Source organism: Botrimarina mediterranea, from assembly GCF_007753265.1.
Lineage (GTDB): Bacteria > Planctomycetota > Planctomycetia > Pirellulales > Lacipirellulaceae > Botrimarina > Botrimarina mediterranea.
Genome location: NZ_CP036349.1, coordinates 4,347,587 through 4,363,682 on the forward strand (window position 1 = coordinate 4,347,587; position 16,096 = coordinate 4,363,682).

11 protein-coding genes are annotated in these 16,096 nt (G+C 64.4%); 5 read left to right on the forward strand and 6 right to left on the reverse strand.

Going from position 1 to position 16,096, the window contains the following annotated elements; translation table 11 throughout:
* Positions 1-5: 5 nt before the first annotated feature.
* The 4 genes from Spa11_RS16695 to Spa11_RS16710 form a co-directional block, all read right to left on the reverse strand.
* A complete protein-coding gene (locus tag Spa11_RS16695; RefSeq protein WP_145114309.1) occupies positions 6-3,158 on the reverse strand; it encodes an efflux RND transporter permease subunit in 3,153 nt (1,050 codons plus the stop codon).
* Positions 3,159-3,174: 16 nt separating this feature from the next.
* Positions 3,175-4,710 (reverse strand): efflux RND transporter periplasmic adaptor subunit, encoded by a 1,536-nt coding sequence (locus Spa11_RS16700; RefSeq protein WP_145114311.1) that lies wholly within the window; start codon positions 4,708-4,710, stop codon positions 3,175-3,177.
* A 73-nt stretch (positions 4,711-4,783) separates the two neighbouring features.
* Positions 4,784-5,281: a hypothetical protein gene (locus Spa11_RS16705; protein WP_145114313.1), complete on the reverse strand. Its 498-nt coding sequence runs from the start codon at positions 5,279-5,281 to the stop codon at positions 4,784-4,786.
* A 149-nt stretch (positions 5,282-5,430) separates the two neighbouring features.
* Positions 5,431-5,817 carry a hypothetical protein gene (locus Spa11_RS16710; protein WP_145114315.1) on the reverse strand — a complete coding sequence of 129 codons (387 nt, stop codon included), beginning with the start codon at positions 5,815-5,817 and terminating at the stop codon, positions 5,431-5,433.
* A 234-nt stretch (positions 5,818-6,051) separates the two neighbouring features.
* Between Spa11_RS16710 and Spa11_RS16715 the strand changes: the two genes are divergently transcribed.
* The 3 genes from Spa11_RS16715 to Spa11_RS16725 all read left to right on the forward strand — a co-directional run bounded on the left by Spa11_RS16715 (position 6,052) and on the right by Spa11_RS16725 (position 10,407).
* A complete protein-coding gene (locus tag Spa11_RS16715; protein ID WP_145114318.1) occupies positions 6,052-7,983 on the forward strand; it encodes a DUF4914 family protein in 1,932 nt (643 codons plus the stop codon).
* Positions 7,984-8,185: 202 nt separating this feature from the next.
* Positions 8,186-9,706, forward strand: a complete 1,521-nt coding sequence (locus tag Spa11_RS16720; RefSeq protein WP_145114320.1) for a S8 family peptidase — start codon at positions 8,186-8,188, stop codon at positions 9,704-9,706.
* Between the two features lie 86 nt (positions 9,707-9,792).
* Positions 9,793-10,407: an ECF-type sigma factor gene (locus Spa11_RS16725; protein ID WP_197529467.1), complete on the forward strand. Its 615-nt coding sequence runs from the start codon at positions 9,793-9,795 to the stop codon at positions 10,405-10,407.
* A gap of 116 nt (positions 10,408-10,523) precedes the next feature.
* On the opposite strand, the gene Spa11_RS16730 is transcribed toward Spa11_RS16725, so the two are convergent.
* Positions 10,524-11,534 (reverse strand): hypothetical protein, encoded by a 1,011-nt coding sequence (locus Spa11_RS16730; protein WP_145114323.1) that lies wholly within the window; start codon positions 11,532-11,534, stop codon positions 10,524-10,526.
* Between the two features lie 170 nt (positions 11,535-11,704).
* Here Spa11_RS16730 and Spa11_RS16735 point away from each other — a divergent pair, with 170 nt between their 5' ends.
* Positions 11,705-12,895: a hypothetical protein gene (locus Spa11_RS16735; protein ID WP_145114325.1), complete on the forward strand. Its 1,191-nt coding sequence runs from the start codon at positions 11,705-11,707 to the stop codon at positions 12,893-12,895.
* On the forward strand, positions 12,892-13,869 hold the full coding sequence (locus tag Spa11_RS16740; protein WP_145117043.1) for a DUF1559 domain-containing protein: 978 nt from the start codon (positions 12,892-12,894) through the stop codon (positions 13,867-13,869). The genes Spa11_RS16735 and Spa11_RS16740 overlap by 4 nt, the downstream gene beginning before the upstream one ends.
* A 137-nt stretch (positions 13,870-14,006) precedes the next feature.
* On the opposite strand, the gene Spa11_RS16745 is transcribed toward Spa11_RS16740, so the two are convergent.
* Positions 14,007-16,064 (reverse strand): serine/threonine-protein kinase, encoded by a 2,058-nt coding sequence (locus tag Spa11_RS16745; RefSeq protein WP_145114327.1) that lies wholly within the window; start codon positions 16,062-16,064, stop codon positions 14,007-14,009.
* Positions 16,065-16,096 lie beyond the last annotated feature (32 nt).

The following is a 16,096-nucleotide window of genomic DNA, read 5'->3' on the forward strand; positions in this document are numbered from 1 at the left end:
ATCTCTCAGAGTCGCTGCTCGTCCCTTTCGCTCACCACCCGCTCACCCTCTTTCCTCCCGAACAACCAGAATAGCGCCGGGTGAACGAAGAAGTCCAGCAGCGTGCTGCTAATCACGCCGCCGAGGATGACGGTGGCGACGGGGTAGAGAATCTCTTTGCCGGGTTCGCCTGCGGCTACCACAAGCGGCGCTAAGGCGATGCCCGCGGTGAGGGCGGTCATCAGCACTGGCGCCAGGCGTTCGACGCCGCCGCGGAGGATCATCTCGTGGGTCCACGTCTCGCCCTCGTGTTTCACGAGGTGTAGATAGTGCTGCAGCAGCAGGATGCCGTTTCGTGACGCGATGCCCGCTAAGGAGATGAAGCCGACGATGCTGGCGATCGTCAGCGTTTGGCCGGTGAGCACGAGCGCGGCGACCGAGCCGATAAACGCCATCGGCACGGCGGCCATCACTTGCAGCGCGAGATTAACCGACTTGAACATGCTGTAAAGAACCAGGAAGACTCCGCCGAGCGAGGCGATAAAGAGCCAACCGATCATCCGCGACGCCTTCTGCTGGCTCTCGAACTGGCCGCTGAACTCGAAATAGTAGCCCGGCGGCAGCGCCTCTTGGATCGGGCGGAGCCGATCCTTGATGTCCTGCACGACATCCACCAAACCGCGGCCGGCCACGTTGCACTGCACTACGATGCGTCGACGCACCTGCTCGCGGTTGACGACATTCGGGCCGGCCGACGTGTAGATACGGGCGACCGACTCCAGCGGCGCCACGCCCCCGCCGGGCGTTTCGATCGGCAAGCGGCGCAGCACCTCGATATTCTCCCGCGCGTCTTCGTCGAGCCGCACTAACAGGTCGAACGTCCTCTGGCCGATAAGCACCTCGGAAACGACACGGCCATTCATGGCGGTCTCGATCATCTGATTAACCGCTTCGACCGACAGACCGTTGAGCAGCAGCTTGTCGCGATCAAGCTCGATCCGCAACTGCGGGATGAGTGTTTGTTGCTCGACCAACAAGTCGCGCACTCCAGGCACGTTGGCGATCGCGGCGCGGGTCTTCTCTGCTTCGCGGCGGAGAACATCTAGATCGTCGCCGAAGATCTTGATCCCGACTTGCGCTTTGACGCCCGATAGCATATGCGAGATGAGGTGGGCGATCGGCTGCTCGGTGGCGGAGACGACGCCGGGAAACTCGTCCATCATCGCGCGGATCGCGGCTAGCTGTTCTTCGCGGGAGCGGGGCGACTTGGGGTCGAGATCGATGAGGTATTCGCTGGCGCTCACGGGCTCGGCGTGTTCGTCAAGTTCGGCGCGGCCGGTGCGACGGGCGAACTGAATAACGTCGGGGTTCTCGGTCAACCGGCGCTCGACTTGTTGGTTGACGGCGTTGGAAGTGGCGAGCGAAGTGCCCGGCGGCAAGAGCACGTTCAGCTGTACCGTCCCTTCGTTGAACGGCGGGAGGAAGTCCCTTTCGAGTTGTAGAAGCGTCGCCATCGCAACGACCACTGCAGCGATAACGGCGATAAGATTTAGCCAAGGCATCGCGAGGCTGAACCGGATGACGCCGGTGGCTACCCACTTCAGCAAGCGGAGCAACGGCCCGTCCTTCCCGTGACCGATGCTCTTGCTGCGCCCGAGCAACAGGTACGACAGCACCGGCGTCACAGTGAGCGACACGCCGAGTGACGCGGCGATGGAAACGACGTACGCCACTCCAAGCGGCGCAAAGAGTCGGCCCTCCATCCCTGTCAAAGCGAACAGCGGCAGGAACGCCAGGCAGACGATGATCGTGCTGTAGACAATCGAGCTGCGGACTTCGACGCTCGCCTCGTAAACGACCTGAATCGCGGGCCTCGGCTCGGCCTGAGTGCGGTTCTCCTTGAGCCGACGAAAAATGTTTTCGACATCGACAATCGCGTCGTCGACGAGCTCACCGATTGCGACCGCCAAGCCGCCGAGTGTCATCGTGTTAATCGACAGACCGAACCAGTGAAACACGAGCATCGTCACCGCCAGCGACAGCGGGATCGCGGTGAGCGAGATAAACGTCGTGCGGAAGTTCATCAAGAACGCGAAGAGGATGATCACCACGAGAATGCAGCCGTCGCGCAGGGCTTCGGCCACGTTGTGCAGCGCGCGATCGATGAAGGCACGCTGGGCGTAAACGGGCTCGACGCGGACATCGGCGCCGAGGGCGCCTCGCATCTCGGCTACCGCTTCCATCACTCCCTGATGGAGCTTGCGTGTATCGGCGCCGGGTTGCTTGCTGATGGTGAGAATCACGGCGGGACCCCCAGAGAAGGCTCCCCCGGTCTGACGGACGTAAGCGCTGCCGTCGCCGCGCTTGATCTGTGGTCCCTCGACAACGCGCGCCACCTCGGCGAGCGTCACCGGCCGGCCGTCGCGGACGGTGACCGGGACTTTCTTCAGGTCTTCGATGGATTTCACCCGACCCAGCGCGCGGACGAGCAGTTCGTTCGGGCCTTGCTGGTCGAGGTAGCCGCCCGTCGCGTTCTGATTCGAGCTGGCGATCGCTTCGCGGATATCGGCTAGCGTCACGCCGTAGCGCCGCTGGGCTTCGGCGTTCACCAACACTTGGAACTGCTTACGGCCGCCACCCATCGTGAAGACCTGGGCGACGCCGGGAACCGTCAACAGCCGCTGCCGCAGCACCCAGTCCGCGCGGGTGCGCAGCTCGATAGGGTCGGTGGCCCCCGCCTCGCTCCACATGCCCAGCACGAGAACTTGTCCCATGATGGACGAGATCGGCGCCAACTGTGGTTGCACCCCTTCGGGCATCCTCTCGGCGACCATCGCGAGCCGTTCGGCGACGACCTGTCGGTCGATGTAGATGTCGGTGCCGTAGTCGAACTCGACATAGATCACCGACAGCCCGATGCCTGAAGCGCTACGGACCGCGATCACGCCGTTGGCGCCGTTGAACGCGGTCTCGAGTGGGAAAGTGATGAGCGACTCGACCTCTTCGGGCGCGAGTCCCGGCGCCTCGGTCATGACGACGACGCGCGGACGATCGAGGTCGGGAAAGACGTCGATCGGCATCAAGGTCGCCGACCACACGCCCGCCGCCATGACCGCGCACGCCAAGCCTAGCACCAGCAACTGATTACGCAACGAGAATCGGATAACGGCGTTGAGCATCGTGCGAGGCGCCTGATCAGTGGTTGTGGCCGGCGTGGGGATCGATAGCTCCGCCCGCCTTGTTCTTCAGAGCGAGCTGCATCTGGTGCGCGCCGGTCATCGCGACGGAGTCGCCCGGGAAGACGGCGCCGTCGTTGGCGACCACCACCGAGCGTCGATCGCGGTAACGCTCGTGGACCGCGATGCGATCGAAGTGGTCGCCGTTCTGCACGAACACAAAGCTGTCGGGCCCTTCCTTCACGACCGCTCCGGCCGGCAGCACGATCTGGTCGGCCCACTCCTCCACGGGAACGCGCAGTTGCATCCGCTGCCCCGGCCTGTAGCGCCACGATAAAAATCGTTGACCCGATTCGTTCTGGGTGTCTTCGACAATCTCGTTCTTCAGCGAGACATAGAACGGAAGCGTCCGCGAAGCGGCGTTCACTTCGTTCGCCAAGTAAGCAATCGATAGACCTGTCAAGTCGCGCTCGGAGCCGAGTTGTTCGACGACCGCTGTCGCCTTCCAACCACGGCGTTTGGCCTCGGCGACCGCAGTGGCGTCGGTCTCGAAGGCGGCGCCCTCGATATAGAGCTCGCTGTAGTCGGCGAGCACACAAAGCACGTCGCCCGTGTTGACGGTTTCTCCCTTGTGGATGTCGAGCGATTGGACCACGAGCGGGTCACTCGCCGGCGTATGGTGTGTGGGCTCGTCATCGGTCGCCGCCTCTTCGTCCGTGAAGAGCGCCTGCTGGACCGGCGGCGTGTTGGAGAGTTGAATGCCATCTCCGTGTGGGTGGCTGTGATCGTCAAGGCTCGGGGCAAAAACCCGCATCTGCGTGAGGAGCCGTCGGTCCGTAGCGATTCGATCAACCTGTTCCATCGACAGCCCGTGCAACCGCAGGGCTTCGCGCTGCGAAGCAAGCGACGCCAGTAGCTTGTCGCGCGCGTACTTGCGTTCTAACAGCACCTTTCCCGGCACGGCGCCGCTGGCGCTGACCTCTTCGAGTCGAGCGACCTCTTTCTCCTCGACATCGAGATTGCCGAGTGTTTGCAAGAACTCCTTCTGAGAGTTCACAAGGTCCTCATGGGTCAAACGTAACTCGAATAGCAGCGTCCCCGGTGTGACAGCTTCCCCCGTGACGGCGTGAACATGGGTGACAACTCCCGTCATCGGAGCGCTTACCGGTAGTCGACTGCGACCGGGACGTTCGACGACGACGGCTGGGACCGAAACGCTGCGTACGTAGGTCGAAGTCTCGACGGGACGGACCGTCTCCGGGCCAAGGCCGAGGTTGGCCATCGCCGCTGCGGAAAGCTCGAGCGAGGCTTCCTCGCTGTGGCCCTCATGGTTGTGATCGTGGTCATGATCCGCGTGCTCATCGTCATGGACCTCGTGATCGTGACCTTCATGGTCATCGTGATCGTCGTGATCCACGGCGGTATCACCTCGCCACGCGCGGGCCCAACGGGCCACGGGCGTGTCCAACGATGCGACGACAACGCCACCGGCAAACGCGATCAATGCTAGAGCCAGTCCCAGCACGGCCGTTACGCCACGAATCGGTGATGGCATGCTGCAATCCTTATCGAAACGATCCGCCGGGCGCTGGCCGACGCGCCAGCGCCCGGGGACCAATCATGACTTATCAGTGCTGGTGACCGCTGTGGTCGTGATGCAGCGTCGTGGAGTACGGCTTTCCAGCGATCCGCAGCGCGAGCTTAGCGACCGCGTTGTGCGAGTGCAGGTCGTTCATCAACGTCTTGCCAACGGCCGCGTACATCGCCGTTGGGCCAGCGTTCTGTCCGTCGGCGTACAGCGGGGTCAGCTTGTGCTGCCGCGGCGCACCGCCGCCACGGACGTTGATCAGCATGTGCGGTTCTTGAAGAGCGATCTGCCCTTTGGCGGCGCTGTCCAACACCACAACCGTTACCTGATTCCGTTCCTCGTCGAACACGAGCTCGGCGTGGTATTCCTCATTCCCAAGAGCGAACAGCACGCCGCCGTGGGGACCCTCCTCGTCGTGGCGATGTCCTTCATGGGCCGCATGATCGTGATCTTCGTAAACACCTGGCGCGGAAAGGACGCCGTGGGGTACCGCGACAACTGCGGTCGTGTAGAGCGCAATGAACAGGAGGGAACGCATACCTTCGATCCTTCGATTGAGAGGTGACGGTTGCACGGAGGAGCTGTTGCGCGCTAGCGCAAGCCCGATCGCAACATGACAACGAGGTCAAAGAAGTCTTCAACGCCGAGAAGGCGCTATTGCGGGGCAGAAGGCCCAAGATGCTCGCATCAAATGCGCAGCAGCGTCCCACAGGCAAAGAGCGATCGCACGCCAGCCGGCGGCGGGGCCGCGTTGTTCCGCTCGTGCTGGACAACTCCTGACGTCGCCTTAGCGGGTGGCGCCATCCAGACGGTCAGCTCGACGCTGGGACTGCCGTCCGGGGACGCCGCCATGCGGACGGCCACTGGGTCCCCTTTTTCGCACTCGGCGCACCCGTCGCACGGCTTAGACGGCCGTGAGTCGTCACGATGATCTTCATGAACCTCGGACAATCCGCCGTGCAGGCAATCGCCGTGCGCCGCTTCGTCATGCCCTTCGTGATGGCAGTGACAGCCAACGGCGAGCTGCGTGTGCAGCACCGAAGCGACGAGCAGTAGGGCGACAAGAAACCGCATGACACAACTCTCCGCTTGATTCGTCGTCCGGTCAAGGCGGAAGACTTGACGTAAACCCACCTCCCTACCACCGGGAGCCGTCAGAATGCGCGATCGATCGAATGTCTCTCGGTTTCGCAGCAGCCTGATTTGCCAAGTCACCGGGCCCCAATCCTTCGCGCCGGCAGCGCCACGAGTTAGCTTCTGAGGCGAAACAGGCGCCTCCCATTGCACCGCTACCCCCCACGACCCGCCATGCCCCTGTCGCAGCTTCCCGGGATTACCCTCTCCAATAGCGCAATGTCGATTCTGGAGGCGGCCGAAGCGGCTGGCCGCCTGCATCTCGCCGGCAGCGTCGAAGAGCTCGTCGCTCTGGCGACGCCCGACGCCTCGCTCGGGCTGGGGGAAGTAGCCCCCGACGGATACTACACGGTCGGCTACGACGTGCCCGGCAACGGCTTCGTCGAGGAGGCCAAGGTCTGTCAGGTCAAGAACGGCGTCGCCGCCAACTACCTCGAGGCCTACATGCGGCGCCGCGACCCCGACTGCATGGTGGTGGGCGACAACCGGGCGACCGACAAGCCAACCTACGAGGGCCGATTTGGTGAGCCCTTCGACAAGCTGCGGAACGAGACCATCGAGTGGCTGAAGTCGCAGCCGATCGCCTGCTTCTTCTTCCGCACGGGCCTTCCGGACGAACCGCTCAACGCCGTGGCGATCGCGCCGGCGAACGCGGGCTTCTTCGCCTTGGGTTTGGCGATGCTGCAAGGCATCGTGCCGCTGGATGAGATCCGTGCAGCCGGTTCAGACTACTACCACGGCGCCGTGGTGTACGTCGCCCCGCCCTTCCGCCACACGCACTTCGATGGCCGGCAAGTCGTCGTTCACAACCGACGCCAGGAAGATGTCGGGCTGCACGAACTGTTCAGTTACAACCTTTACCCCGGCCCGTCGGCGAAGAAGGGCGTCTACGGCATGCTGCTCACGCTCGGCGAGCGACACGAGACGCCGTGGACCACTGCCCATTGCTCGACCGTCGAGGTGATGACGCCTTACGAGAACGCCACGGTCATCATGCACGAGGGCGCCTCGGGCGGCGGCAAGAGCGAGATGCTCGAGCAGATGCATCGCGAAGCGGACGGCACTTTGCTCCTGGGCGTCAACACCGTGACGCACGACGCCCGCAAGCTGGTCTTGCCGCGCGGCTGCGCCTTACGACCCGTGACCGACGACATGGCCCTCTGCCACCCGTCGTTGCAACAGACCGACCAACGCAAGCTGTCGCTGATCGACGCCGAGAGCGCGTGGTTCCTCCGCGTCAATCACATCGACCGCTACGGCACTGACCCTTACAACGAGCGGCTCACCTGTACGCCACCGGGGCCGCTGTTGTTCCTCAACATCGAGGCCCACCCCGGGGCCACGGCGCTGATCTGGGAGCACACGATGGACGAACCGGGCAAGCCGTGCCCCAACCCGCGCGTCGTCGTGCCCCGCAAGTACGTGCCGGACGTGATCAACGGGCCGGTTACCGTTGACATCCGCAGCTTCGGCGTCCGTTGCCCGCCGTGTACGCGCGAGTTGCCGACTTACGGCATCATCGGCTTGTTCCACGTGCTGCCGCCTTCGCTGGCGTGGCTGTGGCGGCTCGTGGCGCCGCGCGGTCACGGCAACCCCTCGATCGTCGATCAGGGGGGTATGCAGTCCGAAGGCGTCGGCTCGTTCTGGCCGTTCGCCACGGGGCGAAAGGTGGACCAGGCGAACATCCTGCTCGACCAGATTATGCAGACCGATCACACGCAGTTCGTGCTAATCCCCAATCAAAACCTCGGCGCCTGGAAGGTGGGCTTCGCCCCACAGTGGGTGGCGCGCGAGTACCTGGCCCGCCGTGGAGCGGCGAAGTTCAAGAACGGCGACCTCAAGGCGTCACGCTGCCCCCTGTTGGGCTACCACAAGGAAACGCTGCAAGTCGAAGGCCAGACCATCGGCAAGTGGTTCATGGACGTGTCGCAGCAGCCGGAGGTAGGCGAGGAAGCGTACGACCTCGGCGCCAAGATTCTCACCGAATTCTTCCACACCCAGCTGCGGGAGTTCACCGTCCCCGACCTCCAGTCCCGCGGCCGCGAAATCATTGAGGCTTGCCTCGGCGGGGCTTCGGTGGAGGACTACGCCAAGCTGGGGGTTTAATCCCACAGCCTCAACGTTTGTCGCTACGTTCCCGTGCTGAACCGGGCCGCTGCTGAGCGTCTGTCCATTTCCAGCGATCTTATTTAGTTGTGTGGCCGCCTCAGACGATTTATCGTGCCATCACGGCCTTCTTTGAGATTCTTGATGCGGTGATTTGACGCCACATCCGATAGCGGTCAACTAACAAGTTGAGTTGGAGCTAATGAGCATCACGGCTATAGCACTCCGCGCCATGGCGGCGGGGTGTTTGTTGGCGCCGACTACGGTCAGTGCGCTCGACTTGAGTGTGCCCGCGATCCACGGTGACATCTCACGGTTAGCTCTTGGCGACGGAACCGGTGTCATTGTTGGCGTTGTTGATAGCGGCGTTGACGACACGCACCCGGCTCTAGCGGGGTTCGATTCACAGGGGCTCCCGAGACTCGTGGCGGAAGCCAACTTCGTGGCAAGCGAGCCGGGTAACACGGGAGACGATGTCCACGGCCACGGCACTTGGATCGCCAGCGTCATCGGAAGCAGCGACGCAACTCACACGGGGCTGGCGCCGGATTCCCGCTATATCAACGCACGTGTGCTCGACAACAACAACGGCTTCCCGAGCGATGTGCAAGTCCGAAACGGCCTCGGGTTCGCCATCGATAACGGCGCCGATGTCGTTAACCTGTCGCTCAACTACTTCGCCACAACGAGCGGGGGCAATACTCAGTTAGAGTACATGATTGATTGGGCGGCTGATAAACAGGGCGTCGTCTGCGCCATCTGCACTGGCAATATTGGTCAGGGGAACGGCGCCACAACGGTGCGTGGCCCAGGGAGCGCTTACAACGGAATCACGGTCGGCAAAACGGACGGTCGCTTCCTCCGAGTCGACAACGATAGCGCAACCTCTTACACACAGAACGGGCGGATGAAGCCCGATGTCGTGGCGCCCGGCGTTTCGATCACGATGGCTAATGACGATTGGGAGACGCAATCCGATTTCAACACGGCCAGCGGCTGCAGCTTCGCCACGCCGCATGTCGCGGGTCTGATTGCCCAGCAGATCGAGGCCGGCCGACGACACGGTCTCAGCGTTGATCCGAAAGTCATCCGCGCCACCGTTCTGAATTCGGCGTCGAAGCAGGTCCTCGACAAGCAAGGGCAGGCGTGGGCGACCGACGGAGTCACCCGCCCACTCGACCCCGATTCGGGCGCAGGACAGGTTGACGGCGCCAACCTGGCGACTCAATACCTCGCCAGAGAGCAATCACCTGGAATAGTAGCCGCAGTTGGCTGGGACCTCAGCGAAGCCGTCGGTGGCGCGTCTGTCGATTACACCTTTGACGCCCCGCTCGTCCTCGGGTCGCACCTCACAGCAACGCTGGCATGGTCGCGGCATATCGGTCGCATAGACCGGGGTCGGGTCGGCGTCGACGCCTCTGACAGCTTCTTCCTCGAAGAAGCGCTCGACAACCTCGACCTACAGTTGCTTGCCGACGGGGTCTTAGTCGCCGAGTCGCGGAGCCAGCTCGACAACATCGAGCATCTGTTCACGCCGATCACCGCGGCGGCTACTTACACGCTGCGGGTCGTCGGCACATCGATCACCGGCGCGTCACTGAGCGAGGCGTTCGCCATCGCTTGGTCGGCGGTTGCCGTGCCCGAACCCGCATCGAGTATCTTTGTCGCCTTCGGACTGTTTGCCGCTCTGCCTCTAACCGGACGAAGAGTTGTTCGTGGTTAGCCTCCTCAGGCGAAGCGGGCATGCGAAACCCGACCCAAGTCTTTCGCAGTCGTGCCACTGAGTCCGTTTCCTACTGTGCAACTCTAATGATTGACGACCCTTCCCACGGCTCTGTCACTTATTGGATCGCCGAGTTGCGTGACGGGGAGGCGTCGTCGGCGCAGCGGGAGCTTTGGGACCGGTACTTCCGGCGGATCGTCGCCCTAGCGCGGGCGAAGCTCGGCGCGCTGCCGCGCGGGCCGGCGGACGAAGAAGACGTCGCCATCAGCGCGATGCAGAGCCTGTTCCACGGCTTCGAGCGCGACCGCTTCCCCGATCTGTGCGACCGTCACAACCTCTGGTCGCTCTTGGCGAAGATCACCGCCCGCAAAGCGATCAACGAACGCCAGAAGCAGACCGCGAAGAAACGCGGCGGCGGCGTCCCGCGGCTGAGCGTCGGCCCCACCGGCGCCGACGACTCGATGCCACGGTGCGACCCCTCGGACGACGACCTCGGCCCCGAGTTCATCGTCGCGATGGAGGAAGAGATGCGCCGCCTGATGACGATCCTCCCCGACGAAACCCTACGCCGCATCGCTGGCCGCAAGCTCGAGGGTTATTCGAGCGCCGAGATCGCCACGGAGCTAGGCGTCGTGGAGCGAACGGTGGAGCGAAAGCTCGCCTTGATCCGGGCGACGTGGGCGCCGGCGGCTGAGGTTTGAGATTCGGGAAGGAAATTAACCACGAAGGACACAAAGCACACGACGGCCTGTCATTGGGACTACCTTGGCCCCGCCAGAAAGTCCGTCGTGTCCTTTGTGCCCGTCGTGGTGAACTATCAGCGCCACGAAAAAATCTCTGTCGGGCACGCCCCACGCTTGCGGATCAGCGGCATGAGAGCGACGGCCGCCATCAGGGCCGTCGCGGGCTCGGGGACCGACAGCGCCGGCGCCGCGATGGTGAACGTGGCGTCGGCGTCGTCCCCGGGCAGGTTCAGGTCCCGATCCGTGAGGGCGTTGTGCGCCGGTTCATCCAATCCTCCCAGATCCTCGCCGAAACGGACCGTCGTCGCCGCAACGCCCAGCAGTTGCGAGACCCCCCCAATGTGGTCACGCCAGACCGTATAGTCAGCCGCATCGACGACGCCATCGAGGTTGCCGTCAGCGGCGTGCAAACCCACGGCGCCATATCCCGCAGTCCAGGTGGCGTGGTCAGGCTGGTCGACAGTCCCCAGCAGATCGTAGTCACCGACCGCGGTTATACGTTCGACGACGCCCCGATCGCCGATTTGCAGGTGCAGGTCGGCCGACCCGGCGTCGATCGCCGCTGCCTCGAAAGACGCGATCAGCCACGCCGGCTGGCCGTCGCCCGCAACAACGCAACCGATCTCGCCAGACGCACAAACGGGCCCTGGCCCTCGTGGCGCCGTCGCCGTGAGGTTGAATCCGTTGAGTCCATAAAGCCCGTCCGTCACGCCCCCCAATCCGAGCTCGAAGGCGTTGTACTCCGAGCCAAGTGTCGGTGTGGTGGTGGAATCGACAACGTACTCGAAGCGGTCGGTCGACCCATCGATCTGGTTGTAGAAGAGAAAAGAGCCGTCCACGAAATCAACTTCCGGACCGGTCGCCACGACGTTGAGCGAGACCGCCTCGAACTGCCGGCCCGCCGTCGGACGGCCCCAGACGTACAGACGCGTCGTGACGCCCAGAGTAGCCCCCACATCGGCGTTAGAGGGCCCTGGCGTGGCCACGGCGCTCGTCGAAAGCCAGAAGTGAGCCGATACGGCCCCGGCGTCAGACGAAGCCGACAGAGCGATCACAGCGGCTGCTAGGCCTAAAGGCAAACGCACGTCGATCGGCTCCGAAGAGTTAGGGCCCGGAAAAATGGCGCAACGGCGCCCCTCTCAAATTACCCGCCGGGTTTGGCCGGGCCAAATGCTGGGGAAAAGTTTCACAATCCGCGTGCCGGCTCTCCCGGCGGCAACGTTATCTTGATAGCGCCCACTTCTTGAATAACGCCATGCGAAGCCACTCGTCACGCCGAATCCTGCCGATTATCGCCGTCACGGCCCTCGCCACCGGCGCCGGGCCGTGCTTCGCCGCGACGGTGCTGTTCGCTGAGGACTTCAACAGCGTCACGCTGACTGCCTCGCCAACCTACGGCGTCCCCAACGCCTACTCTCCAGTCCCCCCTCCGGGCTGGGATGTCTCGAACTCGCTGCCGCCGGGGGGTGTCCCCGAGTGGCGGGGCTGGGCGATGGCCCGCAAGTCGTTCTGGCAGGCGGTCGGCGCCGCGTCGGGCGACGCCCCGGGCCGCGAACAGTTCACCCGCGGTAGCGGGACCATCGCCGTCGCCGACCCCGACCTCTGGAACTCGCCGCAGATCGGGCAGACCGGCGACCCCGCCAACCGAGGGGGTTTCTTCTACAGCTTCCTCCACACGCCGGTGATCGACCTCGACGACCGGCCCGCCGCCGAGGACAGGCTGACCCTAGCGTTCGATAGCAGTTGGCTCAGCCTCAACTGCTGCGACGACGGCGACTACCTCGACCCGCCCCTCTTCCACCGCAACAACCAAACGGCCGTCGTTCGCGCCCGCGTCAATGGTGGGGCGCCGATCGAGCTGCTCCGCTGGGAGTCGGCGCCTTACTACGACGGCAACGGCTTCCCGACGATGATGCCGATGTCGCTCACCGGCGCGCCCAACACGCCCAACCCCTTTTACCGCCGTTTCGCGCTCGACGAACGCGTGTTCATCGACCTCGCCGCCCTCCTATCGCCCGCTCCGACAATCGCGGGAGGCGCGACGCGACTCAAGGGCGACATCCAGATCGAGTTTGCCGTCGAGAACGCCGGCGACGACGGCTGGTGGGCGGTGGACAACATCGAGATGACTTCCTACGCTACGCTGCTGGGCGACATGAACTTTAGCGGCGACCTCGATCAAGGGGACTACGACGCCTTCGCCCTGGGGATGCTCGACACGCAGGCCTACCGCATCGACTTCTGGGGCGCTTACCCGGTCGAGAACGGCAGCCTCGACAGCACGTTCGACTTCGACGACATCCCGTGGTTTCTCGAGGTCATGAAGGATGTCGGCGCCCCGGCCTCGGCGTACGCGCAGGCCTTCTTCGCAATCCCCGAACCCACCGGCGCCGCGCTGTCGCTCATTGCGATGCTCTCCTACGCGGCGCGCCGCCGTCCAGGATGAGCGCCGGCGCCGTCGATCGCTGTCGTGCGTTCACGCTCGTCGAGCTACTGGTGGTGATCGCAATCATCGCGGTGCTGGTGGGGCTGCTGCTGCCGGCAGTCCAAGCGGCGCGCGAGGCGGCGCGGCGGATGACGTGTGCGAATCACTTGCGGCAACTGGTGCTCGCCGCGCACCTCTATGAGTCGCGTCACAAGGTGCTGCCGCCCGGCTCACGATTGCACGATGTGCGTCAGCGAGCGGGCGTATCCTGGAGGGCGATCGTGCTCGACGGCATCGAAGAGTCCGCGTTACAAGACTTCGTTGGCCTGCAAGACGACGGCGGATACGCCAACGCCTACCCGACGCACGTGCCCGAAGTTTTCGTATGCCCCAGTTCGCCCGATCGTCCCACGAACAACGGTCCCTACGATCCGGCGACGCCTTCGAGCCTACAACTCGACCGCGGCTGGTCCAACTACGCCGGCGTTAACGGCTCCGGCGCCACAACCGAGGGCGTGTGGGACCTCACCGGTACTTTCAACGGCGATCTCTACATTGATGGCGTCTTCTACCCCGGGAGCGAGGTTCGATTCTCCCATATAACAGACGGCGCCTCCCAAACGCTCGCCATCGGCGAGCGCGTCTATGGCGTTACTCGCTGGGACGCCTTGCTAGAGGGCGCCATCTGGGACGGCCCTCCGGGCCCGACGCGGCGAATCGACGAAGTAAGGTCCTTCGCCACCAAGAATGTCCGTTACCCGATCAACGCCGATCCCAAACAGTTTGGCTACTACTACCAAGACGTCACGGCGCCGCCCGGCGCCGACAAGTCACTCAAGATCAACGACTTCTACTTCGGTAGCCATCACCCCGGCGGGGCCCACTTTGCGATGACCGATGCGAGCGTGCCGTTCTTGCGCGACGACATCGACATCAACTTGTATCGCGCGCTCGGCAGCCGGAACGGCGGCGAAGTGCGCGACGGGGAGTTTTGAACCGTGTGCGCGACTTTAGTGTGGGAGGGGTCTCCAGACCCCGATTACGGTCTCCATTCCAAAACGGCATGGTGCGCCTCATCAGCGTCTGGAGACGCCTCCCACAGGTCGCCTTTTCAGTAACTAACATGACATCGTCACGGTCTATCGAGACCCTCCCCTAGCCCCTCCCTTGAAGGGAGGGGGAGACGACCTTGCTCTTGCTCTAGGAGCACTTCGGCTAGTGCGACGATGTCGCTTGGTGTGAGATTGCCGGCGGGCAGTTGCGGCGTTGTTACGTCTCTTAATTGCCTTGCCGCTTTCACACCGGCGGCGCCGAGACGTTCTTCGCGCACCGCATCGCGTAGGGCTTCGGCTTTGGACAACGCCTCGCGCAGCTGCGTTAGCTCTTTCGATAACTGAGCGGTGGATGGCTCGCCGATCTCGGACAACAGCATCGCGGCTTCGGCGTCACGTCCGACGGCGAGGAGCAGCCGGGCCATTGCGATGCGGGCTTTAATTCCGCCAGCCGTTTTCACGGGCAACTGTTGCGTGGTCGCCATGAGACGCTCGCCGTCGTTTGTCAGCAACCGCTCGATCGCCGCCACGCGGATCGGATCGATATCGTGCCCTCGGACGCGAACGCCCTCGGCGTCCTTCGCCGCTTCGAGCTCATCGACTCGCTTCTCTTGTTGAGCGATCAACTCGTCGCGTTCGTCGAGTTGAGACTCCAGCTTCGTCGCTTGCCGTCCGATCACCACCGCCGCGGTGGGCCCAACGATCGCCAGAACCGCTCCCAGCACCAACGCCGCCGCCAACGCCGGACGCCGCCGCGCCCACCGCCCTGCTCTTCCCCACACCGACAGCGGCCGCGCAAGCACCGGCTCGCCCGCCAGGTACCGCCGCATCTCGGCGGCGACATCGGCCGCGGTGGCGTAGCGCCCGCCGGGGTCTCGCTCTAGGCACTTCAGGCAGACCGTGGCCAGGTCCATCGGCACGCTGTCGTCGAGGCGCCGCGGGCTCGGGGCGTCGTCGGTGATCCGCTGCTGGATCTGGCTGGTTGCCGTGCCGCGGAACGGCAACTCGCCCGTCAACAGGCGGAACAACACCACGCCGAGCGAGTACACGTCCGTGCGGCGGTCGATCCACCGCGCGTTGCCGCTCGCCTGCTCGGGCGACATGTAGGCCGGCGTGCCGAGCACTTGACCGTCCATCGTCATCGTCACTTCGCCCGCGTCGCGCTTCGCCAGTCCAAAGTCCATCAGCCGCGGGCGCCCGATCTCCGTCAAGCCGACGCGCGCGGTCTCGCCCCCCGACGCGAAACGGTCGAGCATCACATTCGACGGCTTGAGGTCGCGGTGGATGACGCCACGGCTGTGCGCGTAGTCGAGCGCCTCGGCGATGTCGGCGACGATCGCCGCCGCCTGCCGGGGCGCCGGGCGCCACTCTTTGATCCGCTCCGAGAGCGGCTCGCCATCAACCAACTCGCTGACGATGTAGATCGAGCCCGTCCCCTCGGGCCCCGTGTCACGTCCCACTTCGTAGACCGAAACGATGCCCGGGTGCGCGAGCTGCGCCGCGGCTCGCGCTTCACGGAAGAACAGCTCGGCCTCGTGCGGCGCCAGCCCGCCGCGGCGCGGCAGCTTGAGCGCCACGTCGCGGTCGAGCTCCGGGTCGCGCGCCCGCCACACCGCGCCGAAGCCGCCGACGCCCAGCCGTTGCCTCAAAGCAAACCGACCGACGCGCGGCGCCGTGATGTCGGCGTTGGGCCCCTCGCTTAATAATCCGAACGAACTGCCGCACGCTTGGCAGGTGATGTCGTCGAGCTGGGCGTCCACCGGCAAGCCGACCCGGCTCTGGCACTGCGGGCAGCGCAGCTGCAAGGCGCCCGAACTAGAGGGCGTGACGCCGCGCCCAGTGAGCGTCGCGGCGTCGGCCAGCGATTCGTTCAGCAGGGCTTCAATCGCCGGCCTGCCAACCGCCCAGTCGGCTGCCTGCTCTCCCCGCACGGCCCGGTACTGCCGCTCGATCTGGAAAAGCTCCCGCAGAGCCTCCAGTCTTAGCCCTTCCGGCAATTCGGCCTCGGGCAGCTCGGCGGCAAAGTCTTCGCAACGCGGCCCGTCGGCGCCCGCCGCCTCGCGCCAGGCCGCCTCGTACCGGTCGCAAACCGCGTCAATCGCGGCAAGCACGTCCAGCGGCTGGGTGGGGGTGGGCATGAAGGAGTGGGCGGTGGGCAGTCGGTAGTGGG

Excerpts from the sequence above, each read along its gene's own strand:
- Spa11_RS16695 (WP_145114309.1), bottom strand. The coding sequence starts at position 3,158 with ATGCTCAACGCCGTTATCCGATTCTCGTTGCGTAATCAGTTGCTGGTG.
- Spa11_RS16715 (WP_145114318.1), top strand. The coding sequence starts at position 6,052 with ATGCCCCTGTCGCAGCTTCCCGGGATTACCCTCTCCAATAGCGCAATG.
- Spa11_RS16700 (WP_145114311.1), bottom strand. The coding sequence starts at position 4,710 with ATGCCATCACCGATTCGTGGCGTAACGGCCGTGCTGGGACTGGCTCTA.
- Spa11_RS16725 (WP_197529467.1), top strand. The coding sequence starts at position 9,793 with ATGATTGACGACCCTTCCCACGGCTCTGTCACTTATTGGATCGCCGAG.
- Spa11_RS16735 (WP_145114325.1), top strand. The coding sequence starts at position 11,705 with ATGCGAAGCCACTCGTCACGCCGAATCCTGCCGATTATCGCCGTCACG.
- Spa11_RS16710 (WP_145114315.1), bottom strand. The coding sequence starts at position 5,817 with ATGCGGTTTCTTGTCGCCCTACTGCTCGTCGCTTCGGTGCTGCACACG.
- Spa11_RS16745 (WP_145114327.1), bottom strand. The coding sequence starts at position 16,064 with ATGCCCACCCCCACCCAGCCGCTGGACGTGCTTGCCGCGATTGACGCG.
- Spa11_RS16740 (WP_145117043.1), top strand. The coding sequence starts at position 12,892 with ATGAGCGCCGGCGCCGTCGATCGCTGTCGTGCGTTCACGCTCGTCGAG.
- Spa11_RS16720 (WP_145114320.1), top strand. The coding sequence starts at position 8,186 with ATGAGCATCACGGCTATAGCACTCCGCGCCATGGCGGCGGGGTGTTTG.
- Spa11_RS16705 (WP_145114313.1), bottom strand. The coding sequence starts at position 5,281 with ATGCGTTCCCTCCTGTTCATTGCGCTCTACACGACCGCAGTTGTCGCG.